The following is an 11,589-nucleotide window of genomic DNA, read 5'->3' on the forward strand; positions in this document are numbered from 1 at the left end:
CACACTGCACATCATGTCGCGGAGCCGCAGCGCACAGTCGCGATTTTCTTCTGCCGCCGGCCAGTGCGCGCCGCCTCGACGGGCAAGTCCAACTCCCGCACGTATCCGGTTTCATACTCCGAATTCCACCGAGCGGCCCCGCCGTTGACACCTCATCAGGAGCAGTTAGCGCGGGTGTTCATGCGGCTGCTTGAGGCGAATACGCGCGGATCTGCCACGCCGTTGGTGCGGCGCGGGATTCCCGCGTCGGCGCGCGAGGCCGGAAGCGCGATCTGACGCGGGATGCGCCTGCTCCGGTTCCGTCCCTCGTCTCAGGGGAGGGGCACGCCGCGCGCGGCGACCCACAGCTCGTACCACTCCTCGTGCGTGAGGTCCGGCTCGCGCAGGGCCGCGTCCCGGCAGGCGGCGATGCGTTCGGGCCGGGCCGTGCCGATGACCGGTGCGATGCCCGCCGGGTGGCGTTGCAGCCACCACAGCAGGACGGTCTGCGGTGTGGTCCCCTTGCGCCGGGCGAGATCCGTGACGAGTCGGCACACCGCCGAGTCCGGGTCGGCGGTGAGGCTGCCCCGGGCGAGCGGTCCCCAGGCCTGGAGCCGGATGCCCTGGGCCGCGCAGTGTTCCAGCGTGCCGGCCGCGAAGCCGTGCCCGGCGCCGGCCGGCGTGTTGAACAGGACACCCGCCTCCACCCAGTCCCGCCGGGCAAGGCTCATCTCCAGCTGGTCGACGACCAGCGGAACGCTTAGACGGGCCTGGAGGGACGCGATCTGCGGGCCGCTCATGTTCGAGACGCCGAACTGCCGGACCAGCCCCTGGGCGTGCAGGGACGTCAGGGCCCCGGCGATGTCGTCGGGGTCGGCGAGAGGGTCCGGCCGGTGCAGCAGGAGGACGTCCAGGGCGTCCGTGCGCAACCGGACGAGACTCTCCTCGACCCGCCGCAGGATGCTCGCCCCCCGCAGGTCGTAGTGTCCGGGCCGCTCGCCGTCGGGCAGCCGGATGCCGCATTTTCCCTGGAGGACGATGCGCCGGCGCAGCCCGGGCGTCCGGGCGAGTACCTCGCCGAAGACGGCCTCCGACTTGCCGTACCGGTAGATGTCGGCGTGGTCGAACGCCGTGATCCCGGCGGCCAGGGCCGCCTCGATCGCGGTCTCGGCGTGCCGGATGTCCTCGGACGTGTACGGCCGGCTGTCCCAGCCGCCGCCCAGGCCCATGCAGCCGTACACCAGCCGGTGCGCGCGTATGTCGGTCTCTGCTGCCATCGGAAGTCTCCGCGGAGGTGGGGTGGCGTGGGGTGGGGGCGGTCAGGCGGGAAGGGTGTCGGCCAGCATCCCGGCGACGGCCAGGACCGGCAGCTGGGTGTTGGCGGCGGGGACGGTCGGCAGGACGGAGGCGTCGGCGATCCGGAGGTTCGGCACGCCGTGGACCGCTCCCTGCCCGTCGACCACCGCCCGTGGGTCGTCCGCCGGGCCCACGGCGCAGGTCCCGACGGGGTGCCAGTAGGTGCCCACCCGTCCGCGCAGGTCCGCGTCGGACAGGGTGTGGGCCGGTGTCGCGTCCGTCGGAGCCGCAAGCGGCCGCAGCGCCGCCGCCAGGTCCGCCACCTTCCTGAGCCCCGAGCGCAGCACCGCCACGTCGCGGCCTTCGGGGTCCGTCAGGAACCCGGGGTCGATGACGGGGGGTTCGAGCGGATCGGCCGAGCGCAGCCGGACCTGTCCACGGGAGACCGGCTTCATCAGGAAGGCGGAGATCCCGGCCTCGTACCGCCCCGGCGGCAGCTTGCCGAACAGCGGCGGGCCGGCCGTGGGCAGCAGGTGCAGGTCCCAGGCCCCGTCCGGGCAGTACTCGCTGGCGGCCCGGACCAGCATCCGGCTGACGTACAGCTCTCCGCGCGCTTCCTTGGCCGCCAGGCGCGCGTTCAGCTCGGGCGTGGGGGACAGCGGCACGAAGACACCCGGTTGGTCGGACAGGTTGGCGCCGACGCCCGGCAGGTCCGTCTCGCACCGGACGCCGATCTCCTTCAGGTGCGCGGCCGGACCGATGCCGCTGCGCAGGAGCACGGCGGGGGAGCCGTAGGTGCCGCAGGCCAGTACGTAGGTGCGCGCCACCAGGGTCGTCCGCTCGCCGTCCACGACGACCTGCGCGCCGCGGACCCGGCCCTGGCGCACCACCAGCCGGTCCACCAGGGCGCGGTCGAGGACCGTCAAGTTGGGCCGTGCCCGGGTCGCCGGGTCCAGGTAGGCGAAGGCGGCGTTGAAACGCAGCCCGTCCACCGCGTTGAGCAGGGGGCGCCCGTGGCCGGGCGGACCGGGGGTGCCCATGTCCACTTCCGGATAACCGAGTTCGCCCGCCGCCGTCAGAGCGGCCGAGGCCCACGCGGAGAGTTCCTCGTCGGGCCCGGCGCGCAGGCCCATCCGGTCCACGGCTTCGCGCCGGTACGGCTCCAGTGCCCGGGCCGACCACCGGTCACCTCCCGCGCGCGTCCACTCGGCGTGGTCGGCGAGCGAACCCCAGGTGTTCCAGGCGCCGTTGATGCAGGAGGAACCGCCGAGGACCCGGGCCCTGATGCGGTAGAACGCGGTGTGCCGCTCCCACACGTCGTCCCGCGGCAGGGCGCGCGCGTCGAGCAGTTTCCGCGGCCAGCGCTCCTGCTCCGGCCCGTAGTCGGGGCCTGCCTCCACGAGGCACACCGAACGGCCGGGGTCCTCGCTGAGGCGGGCCGCCAGGACGCACCCGGCCACTCCGCCGCCGAGAACGACGACGTCGTGGCCGGACGGAATGGGTGATCTTGTCATGGTCGCTCCGTTGTGGTGTGGGCGCCCGGGGCGGGCGGGAGGTCCGCGCCCGGCCCCGGGCAGGTCGTGCGGCCGTGACCGCCGTTCGGCGCGGATCGCGGCTCCCGGCGTCCACCGGAATCGGGCCCGGACCCGAGGCCGACGCGGGGCGCGGGGCCGGACACGTCCGGGTGGTCCGGGCCGCGGTGGCCGAGGGGGGCCGGGCGCGGGGTCAGCCGGCCGGGGTGGCTGCGAACGCCGGTGCCAGCAGGCGCGCCCCCTCGCGGACTCCCCGGACGGTGATCTTCTCGACGGCGGGCAGTGCCGCCAGCAACTCACCGGTGAGACAGGCGTTCGTCGGCCGGGAGGCATAGCGCGTGCGCGCCCGCGGTACCGGCGTCACCAGGTCCGCCGGCACCCGCAGCGCCCGCGCGATGACGCCGGCCCACTCGGCCCGGGAGACGCGGTCGGGGCCGCCCAGGTGCAGCACCGGGGGCAGCGGCTCCCCGGCGTGCAGGAGTGCCGTCGTCACCTCCGCGACGTCGTCCACGAGCACCGGTGTCGTCCATTGGTCGTCGGGCGCCTCGACCGGTTCCCCCCGGCGCAGACGGTGGGCGCAGGCGGCGAAGAAGTTCAGCCACTTGCCCGCGTCGGCCGGTTCGTGGCCGTAGACCAGGCTGACCCGCAGGGCCACGGCCCGCGGCGACGCGGCGAGCAGGGCCCGCTCCGCCGCCAGCTTCGCCCGGCCGTAGGCGTTGGCCGGTGACACGGCTGTGTGCTCGGTGTTGTGGGGCGAGCGGCCGTCGAAGACGTTGTCGGTGGAGATCATGACGATCCGCGCGTCCGGCGCCAGGGCGGCGAAGGAGACCGCCACGCCGACATGCGCGGCCCGCGCCTCGTCCGGGTGGTCCTCGCACCAGGTGACGTCGGACGGCCCGTGCACGAGGACGACCCGGTCGGGGCGCAGCCGGCCGAGCAGTCTGCGGCCGGCGCGCGCATCGGTGGCGTCCAGCGCGCACCAGCGGGCCCCGTACGCCTCCACGGGCAGGGCGGGCGGGCGGCGCGAGACGAGCGTGACACGACCGCCCGCCGACGCGAGCCGCCGGGCAATCCCGGTGCCGACCAGTCCGCTGCCCACGACGAGCGTGCCGCCGGCGCTCACGACGCCTCCCGCGCGAAGGGCACCGGCGTGCGCTCCGCCAGCAGCCGGCCCATGCCGATCAACCCGTGGTCGTCGTCGGCGGCCCCGAGCGAGACCATCGCGTCGATCTGTTCCGGACCGAGGCCGAAGCAGCCCAGCCGCGCCAACTCGGCCACCAGCAGCCGCCGGTACGGCTCGCCCACCGCCAGGGCGAACCCGCCCATCAGGATGTAGCGGCACACCCCTATCGACGCGAACACCCCGCCGATCGCCTGGGCGAGCGCGGTCAGGGTGCCGCGCAGCACCTCGGTGGCGAAGGGATCGCCCGCGCGCACCGCCTCGGCGACGGCCCGGTTGTCGATGTGCTCGGCGCGGCCCTCGCACAGGGCGCCCAGGCCGGAGCGGCCGAAGGCGGACGCGTCGGCCCGTGCGGCCCGGCGCGTCGCGGCCAGCACACCCCGGCCGGAGGCGATCGCCCCCAGGTGCCCGCGGCCCCCGCAGTCACACAGCGGCGCGTCGGGGGACGTGTCGCACACCCAGTGGCCCAGCTCGCCGCCGTGGCCGTCGGCGTCGAGGAGGACCTCGCCACCGCGGAACACCTTGTTGCCGATGCCGGAGCTGACGGTGAGCAGACAGAAGTCCCCCGGTTCACCGGCGGCATACCGCCAGGCCGCCGCCGTCAGGTCGTTCACCACGACGGCCGGTGCGCCGGTGCGCTTCGTCAGCAGTTCGCCGAGCGGCAACGGTTCCCCGCGCCGCCCCCAGACGGTGGGGGCGGCCAGCACCAGCCCGGCCGCCGTGATCGGCCCGGCGAACGCCACGCCGAGGGCCCGGGGCGGCCGCCCGCCCGTGTGCGCGGCCGTCTCGCGGACGATCTGCTCCACCACCCGCCGTTGCAGCACGGGCACCGGTGCGCCGGGGTCACGGTGCATGCCGTCGACCGGCATCCTGCGCACCCGGGACAGCGTTCCCGTCGTGGGATCGTAGGTGCCCACCCGCAGCGTGGTGCCGCCCACGTCGAACACGGTGAACCCCTCCTCAGCCGGCACGCCGCTCACCCAGTTCCTCCTCGAACACGAGCAGCCGCAGGTCTTGGTCACCGTCGTTGAGCAGACCGTGCTCGCCGTGGGGGTCGTTGACGACGACGTCGCCCGGGCCCACCCGGAACTCCGCGCCGTCCCGGTACATCAGGCCGGCGCCGTCGAGCACCACGTAGGTCTCGCGGTCGGCTCCGTGCCGGTGCCGGCCGATGGAGGTGCCCGGCGGCAGCACGGCCAGGTCGACGAAGTCCGCGCCAGGGCCGCCGGGCCGGCGGGCGAAGAGGCGGTGGGCGAGGATCGTGCCGAGACCGCCGTGGTCCCGTTCCTTACCGGTCAGCAGGTCACGCAGATTCACCACGGTCTCAGGCATCGCGCCGCTCCCCGTCCGCCGCCAGCGCCCGCAGCGCGGTCCGCAGCACGGCCTCGGGCACGTCCGCCAGCTCCTCCACGAAGGCCGCCTTGCCGATGCCCGTCGGCACGACGAGGTGCAGTTTGCGGCCCCGGCGCTGCCAGGAGGCGCGCAGGGCCTGGGTCATCAGCTCCGGTGTGCACGTGCCGGGGTCGAAGACCGGCAGCCCGATCCGCCGCAGCAGCCGGACGACCCGCTCGCAGGTCTCCTCGTCCGCGAGCCCGAGCAGCCGCGCCAGGTGCGCGGAGAGCGCCATGTCGACGGCGACCGCCTCGCCGTGCTCCAGCCGGTGCCCGCCCGCCGTCTCGACGACCGGGCTGAAGGTGTGGCCGAAGTCGACCAGCCGGGCCAGCTCGTGTTCCTGGAGGTTGGGGCAGAGCTCCTCCATCATCAGCCGCATCGAGGTGCGCAGGATGTACGTCTCCAGCTCCCCGTGCGAGTGGTCCGGACGGTCGCCCCCGGAGCGCCGGAAGGCGTCGGGGTGCCGCTCCAGCGCCGCGAACAGGTCCGCGTCCAGGATCACGGCCATCTTCACGATCTCGGCGAGCCCGCAGCGTATCTCCCGGTGCGGCAGCGTGGAGAGGAACGCCGGGTCGTTCAGGGAGGCGTGCGCCGGGTGGTAGGCGCCGAACATGTTCTTCGTCTGCAGGGCGTTGACGCCGGTCTTGACACCCACACCGACGTCCACCTGGCCCACCAGGGTGGTGTTGACCTTGATGTAGCGGATGCCCCGGGCGTAGATCGACGCGGCGAACCCGACCACGTCGGCGACGATGCCGCCGCCGACGGCGACCATCACCCCGTGCCGGTCCAGCCCGTCCGCCTTGGCGAGCGCGCAGACGTGCTCCACCGCGGCGAGCGTCTTGTGGTGCTCGCCCGTGGGGACGACGTGCAGGGTCCACTGGCCGGGCCGGGTGCGGGCGCTCAGGTAGGCGCGCAGCCGGTCGCCGTGGAGCCGGTCGACGGTCGGGCTGACGAACACCACCGCCCGGCGGCCCTGCACCGCGTTCGCGAGCAGGTCGTTGTGCGGATCGAGCACGCCGGTGGCGAGGTCGACCCGGTAGTGCGTACCGTCCGGTGCCGTCAAGTCGAAGCCGCCGGGGTCCTCGCTGACCCCCGCCGGCAGATGGGCGACCCGATCAAGAACCTGGCCTGACATCTCTCTCCTCAGTCTTGTCACGATGCCGTCGCAGGTCCGCGAACACCCGCGCCAGCGCGGCCACGAGGGGCCGGCCGGGCAGGTCCTCCAGCGGTACGGGACGGCCCTGCGCGTCACTCACGGGCAGCCGCCAGTTGGGGTGCACCGAGGACGTGCCGGGGATGTTCTGGGGTCTGCGGTCGCCGGTCGCGTCCGGCAGCCACACGCCGAGCAGACGCGCCGGGGTGCGGCACAGGAAGCGGTGCAGCGCGACGACGTCACCGTCCGGGTCGGGCAGCAGCCCGAGCCGCTCCAGCTCGGCCAGCCAGCCGTCGCGCTCGGCGGCGACCGCGGCCTTCTCCTCCTCTTCCGGGCGGGTCAACAGGCCCAGCCGGGAGCGGAGTTCGACCTGCTCGCCGCTGAGCCACGCGGCGGTCGTCGGCAGGTCGTGCGTGGTCAGGGTGGCAAGGCAGTCGCGCCGCCACCGGTCCGGCGGCAGCGGCCCGTGCCGGCCGTGCGAGCCGCCGAGGTACTCGAAACGCTGCACCGACGTGCCGAGGACGCCGCGTTCGTCGAGCGCGGTGCGCACGGACTCCTCGACCGTGCCCAGGTCCTCGCCGATGACGGCCGCACCGGCCCGGTGCGCCTCCAGCATCAGCACGCCCAGCATCGCCTCGGCGTCGTAGCGGACATACGTGCCCTCGGACGGCGGCCGCCCCTCGGGCACCCACCACAGGCGGAACAGGCCCATCACGTGGTCGATGCGCAGGGCGCCCGCGTGCCGCAGCCCGGCACGCAGCAGCGCGGCGAGCGGCCGGTAGCCGGACGCGGCGAGCCCGTCGGGGCGCCACGGCGGCTGGTCCCAGTCCTGACCGCGCGGGTTGAAGTCGTCCGGCGGCGCGCCGACGCTCATCCCGAGGGCGAGACAGTCCTGGAGGGCCCAGGTGTCGGCGCCCTCGCGGGCGACCCCGACCGCCAAGTCGTGGATCAGGCCGATCCCCATCCCGGCGTCCCGCGCCGCCGCCTGCGCGGCGGCCAGCTGCTCGTCGGTGATCCAGGCGAGCCAGCGGTGGAAGTCCACCTCGGCGGCCAGTTCCTCGCGGGCGCGGGCCACGGCCGCGGAGCGCGGGTCGCGCAGCCCGGCCGGCCAGGACCGCCAGGCACCGCCGTGCACCCCGGCCAGCGCGCACCAGGTCGCGAAGTCGGTCAGGTCCTGTCCCTCGCGTGCGCTGAACTCGGCGAACGCGGCGGCCCGTCGGGGGGACAGCGGCACCCGGTGCACCGCCCGCAGCGCCTCGTGCTTGAGCGCGCGCACCGTCTCCCGGTCGATGAGCGCCTCGCCGCGCAGCACCCCGTCGTTCAGGGCGCGGGCCCGCCCGGCGCAGTGGTCGGCGGTCCGCCGCTGCTCACCGGTGAGGAAGGCGTACTCCGGGACGGCCTCCACCCGCACGTGCAGGGGGTCCGGGTACCGGCGGGAACTCGGCCGGTACGGCGACGGGTCGGGCAGCGGACCCGGCTCGACGGCGTGCAACGGGCCGAGCTGCACGAAGTCCGCCCCGAGCGCGCGCCCCGACCAGGACGCCAGGTCCACCAGGTCGCCCAGGTCGCCCATGCCCCAGGAACGGCGTGAGAGGACCGAGTACAGCTGGACGAGGAACCCCCAGTGCCGTCCGGGCGGCACGGACAGCCGTTCCGGTACGACGAGCAGGGGCGCGCGGTCGTGGCGTCCCGCGGCCGTGGCGTGCAGGACGTGCCGGCCGATCGGCAGCGAGCCGGACAGGGGAGCGGTGCCGCCCCCTTCCAGTTCCACCTCGCAGCGCGCGCCCCGGGGCACGCCGAGCCGCGGCAGGACGCCCCCGCGCACGACGACGCACTCGGGCAGCAGCCGGTCCGCCGTGCGTGCGCGGTGGGCCGCGAGGGCGGCGCGGGCCGCGGCCTCGCCGGTCGCGTCCACGCCGCACGCGGCGAGCACGGCCACGAGGGTGTCCGGGGCCACCTCGATCCGGTGCCCCCGGTCCGTGGTGTAGGCGGTCGATATCCCGTGGGCGCGGGCCAGTTCCCGCAGGGTCGTGGTCATGGCGTGCGCTCCGCCGTGCCGAAGAGGCGTTCCAGGACGACGGCGACGCCGTCCTCGTCGTTGCCGGGCGCGATCTCGTCGGCCATCGCCCGCAGCGCCGGGTGCGCGTTGCCGACGGCCACGCCGTGCGCGGCCCAGGACAGCAGCGGTATGTCGTTGGGCATGTCGCCGAACGCGATGGTCTCGGCCGCCTCGAACCCGAGGAGCCGCGCCGCCCGTGCCACCCCGGCCGCCTTGGTGGTGCCGGGCGGGAGGACCTCCACCATGCCCTGCACCGAGTGCACGACGGTGACCTCGTCCCCGCACAGCCGCCGTGCGACGGCCTCGACCTCGTCCTCCGGCACGCTCGTGTGGTGCAGGACCAGCTTGTCGATGGGGTCCGTCCACAGCAGCCGGCGGTCGGTGGTGACGTCCCAGCCGTGCCGGACGCGCTCGCCGAACCGGGGAGTGACCTTGAAGCGGCTCTCCGGCGGTGCGGTCACGACGCCCAGTTCCAGGGGGCCCAGCGCGGCCTCGACGCGTTCGACGACCCGGCGCGCCAGGTCCAGGTCGAGCGAGGCCGAACTCAGCAGCCGGTCGGCGCCGGCGTCGTAGAGCTGGGCCCCCTGGCCGCACACCGCGATCCCCCGGTAGCCGAGGGCGGCCAGATACTGCTTGCAGGCGGCGGCGGGCCGGCCGGTGACGACGAGATGGCGGGCCCCTGCCGCGGCCGCCGCGGCCAGGGCGCGCAGGGTGCGCTCGGAGACGGTCGCGTCGCCGCGCAGCAGCGTGCCGTCGAGGTCGGTCGCCACCAGCCGGAACGGGGGCGCCGCGGCCGCGGCGCCGACCGGGACGGTGTCCCAGGTGACGCGGCCGGAGGCCAGGGTCACCATGACGACCAGTCGCTGCCCGACGGGCGGCCCCGCCACGACACCCCGGAAGACGCCCTCGCCCGCCGGGGCCAGGGGCGCCAGCACGATGCCGCTGCCCGTCGGCACGGCCTCGTCCGAGGCGATGGCCTCCGCCGGGGACTCCAGCTCGGACCGGGTGCCGCCGGCACCGGGCACGGCCACCTCCACGTGCCGGGCCGCCGGGTGCCGGTACTCCACGTGCAGGCGGCCGGAGCCGTCCTGACGCGTTCGGCACCGCCCGCGGACGCGTGCGGCCCAGTCGTCCCGCCCGGCCTCGCGCGCGGTCTCCGCGCACCGGGCGAAGTCGGCCCGCGCGTAGGCGGCCTCGAAGAGACGCTCGTAGGCCGCGTCGTCGAGCGGGGCACAGCGGCCGTAGGCCGCCGTGTCGCCCAGCGCCTCGGCGGAGCGGACCACGGCCTGCCGGTGGCGGACCCAGTCGGCGGCGGGCAGGGCGTCGAACCAGCCGTACCGGATCGCGTCCTCGGCGGGGAACGGCGCGGGCCGTCCCCGCAGCAGGCCGGCGAAGGCCGCGAGGCGCCGGCCCGCGCTGCCCGCCCAGGTGAACCCCCGGGCCAGCGCCCGGGAGTTCGCGGACAGCCGGGCGTAGTGGTCGGGGGCCGCGCGCCGCAGGGCCGCGGCCTGGCGTATGCGCTCGGCGAGGGCGCGGGTGAGGTCCTGGTCGTCGTCGCGGAAGGATCCGGGCAGCGAGAACCCGGTGGCCCGCGGGTCGTCCGGTGGCAGGGCGTGCCCGAAGTGCGCCGTGACGCTCTGTGCGGTCGCGATCGGCACCGCGCCGCACGCCATGGCCTCCGCCTGGGCGATGAGGAACCCGTCGAGTTCGAACTTCGAGGGGAAGACGCAGAAGTCGGCGCAGGCGGCCTGCTCGAACAGGGTGTCCTCGTCGGCCAGCCGCCAGTCCAGGTGGATCCGGCCGGGGTGGCGGTCGGCGATGCTCTGGAAGTACGCGTTGCCGACGGGCGCCTGCTGCCCGCCCCCGCTGGTGGAGAGGCGCAGGACGAAGACGGCCTCCGTGCCGCCCGTCAGGACCTCGTCGACGGCGCGGAGCAGCTCCAACTGCCCCTTGTGGTGCACCGCGTAGCGGGCCGCGTGGTAGAAGACGGGCAGGCCGGGGTCGAGATCCAGGGAGCGCAGCACCGCCGTCCGGTCGACGGCCCTCGGATCACGCGCCAGCCAGCTGTCGGATATGCCGCAGCCCCCCACGAACAGCTTGTGCGCCTGCTCGCGCAGCATCCGGGACACGGGCAGCGTCCGGAAGAGGGATTCGAACGGGGTGTCCCGGAAGGTGCTGTAGTGGTCCCGCTGGCCCGGCGAGACGAAGTCCACCAGATCGGCGTGGGCCAGCACGAGCGGCAGGAACGCGACGTGGTCCGGCCCGTACTCCATGTGCATCCGGGTGCCGGCCAGCACCCGGGCCATCATGGCCTGCGGGCTGTCCTCGGCGGGCAGCGGGTCCTCGAACGCGTCCAGGTCCGCCCGCACGCCGAACAGGTCGAGCAGCCGTTCCACCTGGGGGCGGTACACCTTCTGCGTGACAGGCGCGTTGGCCGCGACCGTGCTCACCGTCCGCAGCGAGGGATCGCCCGCGAACAGCGGCGGCAGCAGGTAGTGGTAGTACGGCTCGAAGCCGTGCACCACCGCCTCCTCACCCCGCAGGTACCGCTGGATGAAGTGGGCCCCCGCGACCTGGAACACCAGCGGCTTGAAGTGGCTGAGGTCCCTGCCCTCGGTGCCGGGCGGCGGATACAGCCGGTCCGGCAGCAGGTCCAGGAAGGCGTCGGAGAGGAAGTACACGTCCACGCCGTCCAGCCGCAACCGGTGAGCCCGGGTGGTCAGTTCCAGGGTGATCTCGGCCGGACGGCCGGGCCACACCTTGGGGTCGAGCACCAGGGGAACCCGGTGTTCGTGCGCGTAGGGCAGTTCCTCGATCGGGTGGTCGCGCCGCAGCGCGCCGAGGAGTCCGTGCGCGGGCGTGACCAGCGAGACGCGGTGCCCGCGCGCGGCGTACTCGCGCGACAGGTTCCACACCAGCGGCGAAAGCCCGCCGCGCATCAGGCGGTTGTCGAACCCGCCGCACTCGAAGGCGAAGTGGATGATGTGCATGCGGC

General features: G+C 74.9%; 8 protein-coding genes. All 8 read right to left on the reverse strand.

What is annotated here, in order from left to right; all coding sequences use genetic code 11:
* Positions 1-311: 311 nt before the first annotated feature.
* Entirely contained in the window at positions 312-1,256 is a 945-nt protein-coding gene (locus HZZ00_RS17155; RefSeq protein WP_257585848.1) for an aldo/keto reductase family oxidoreductase, read from the reverse strand.
* Positions 1,257-1,298: 42 nt separating this feature from the next.
* Positions 1,299-2,789 carry a GMC family oxidoreductase gene (locus HZZ00_RS17160; RefSeq protein ID WP_180333005.1) on the reverse strand — a complete coding sequence of 497 codons (1,491 nt, stop codon included), beginning with the start codon at positions 2,787-2,789 and terminating at the stop codon, positions 1,299-1,301.
* Positions 2,790-3,000: 211 nt separating this feature from the next.
* On the reverse strand, positions 3,001-3,930 hold the full coding sequence (locus tag HZZ00_RS17165; RefSeq protein WP_180333006.1) for a sugar nucleotide-binding protein: 930 nt from the start codon (positions 3,928-3,930) through the stop codon (positions 3,001-3,003).
* A complete protein-coding gene (locus tag HZZ00_RS17170) occupies positions 3,927-4,967 on the reverse strand; it encodes an ROK family protein (protein ID WP_180333007.1) in 1,041 nt (346 codons plus the stop codon). Before HZZ00_RS17170 ends, HZZ00_RS17165 begins: the two co-directional genes overlap by 4 nt.
* Positions 4,948-5,319 carry a cupin domain-containing protein gene (locus HZZ00_RS17175; protein WP_180333008.1) on the reverse strand — a complete coding sequence of 124 codons (372 nt, stop codon included), beginning with the start codon at positions 5,317-5,319 and terminating at the stop codon, positions 4,948-4,950. Before HZZ00_RS17175 ends, HZZ00_RS17170 begins: the two co-directional genes overlap by 20 nt.
* Complete coding sequence (locus tag HZZ00_RS17180; RefSeq protein WP_180333009.1) at positions 5,312-6,517, reverse strand: sedoheptulose 7-phosphate cyclase; 1,206 nt, start codon at positions 6,515-6,517, stop codon at positions 5,312-5,314. The genes HZZ00_RS17175 and HZZ00_RS17180 overlap by 8 nt, the downstream gene beginning before the upstream one ends.
* Positions 6,498-8,573 (reverse strand): 4-alpha-glucanotransferase, encoded by a 2,076-nt coding sequence (malQ, locus tag HZZ00_RS17185; protein WP_180333010.1) that lies wholly within the window; start codon positions 8,571-8,573, stop codon positions 6,498-6,500. The genes HZZ00_RS17180 and malQ overlap by 20 nt, the downstream gene beginning before the upstream one ends.
* Positions 8,570-11,584 (reverse strand): Cof-type HAD-IIB family hydrolase, encoded by a 3,015-nt coding sequence (locus HZZ00_RS39065; protein WP_219014032.1) that lies wholly within the window; start codon positions 11,582-11,584, stop codon positions 8,570-8,572. Before HZZ00_RS39065 ends, malQ begins: the two co-directional genes overlap by 4 nt.
* Positions 11,585-11,589: the final 5 nt, after the last annotated feature.

The sequence above is a fragment of the Streptomyces sp. NEAU-sy36 genome (assembly GCF_013423905.1).
Lineage (GTDB): Bacteria > Actinomycetota > Actinomycetes > Streptomycetales > Streptomycetaceae > Streptomyces > Streptomyces misionensis.

Bases quoted from the DNA above. Each gene is read 5' to 3' on its own strand.
- HZZ00_RS17160 (WP_180333005.1), bottom strand. From the start codon at position 2,789: ATGACAAGATCACCCATTCCGTCCGGCCACGACGTCGTCGTTCTCGGC.
- HZZ00_RS17175 (WP_180333008.1), bottom strand. From the start codon at position 5,319: ATGCCTGAGACCGTGGTGAATCTGCGTGACCTGCTGACCGGTAAGGAA.
- malQ (WP_180333010.1), bottom strand. From the start codon at position 8,573: ATGACCACGACCCTGCGGGAACTGGCCCGCGCCCACGGGATATCGACC.
- HZZ00_RS17155 (WP_257585848.1), bottom strand. From the start codon at position 1,256: ATGGCAGCAGAGACCGACATACGCGCGCACCGGCTGGTGTACGGCTGC.
- HZZ00_RS17180 (WP_180333009.1), bottom strand. From the start codon at position 6,517: ATGTCAGGCCAGGTTCTTGATCGGGTCGCCCATCTGCCGGCGGGGGTC.
- HZZ00_RS39065 (WP_219014032.1), bottom strand. From the start codon at position 11,584: ATGCACATCATCCACTTCGCCTTCGAGTGCGGCGGGTTCGACAACCGC.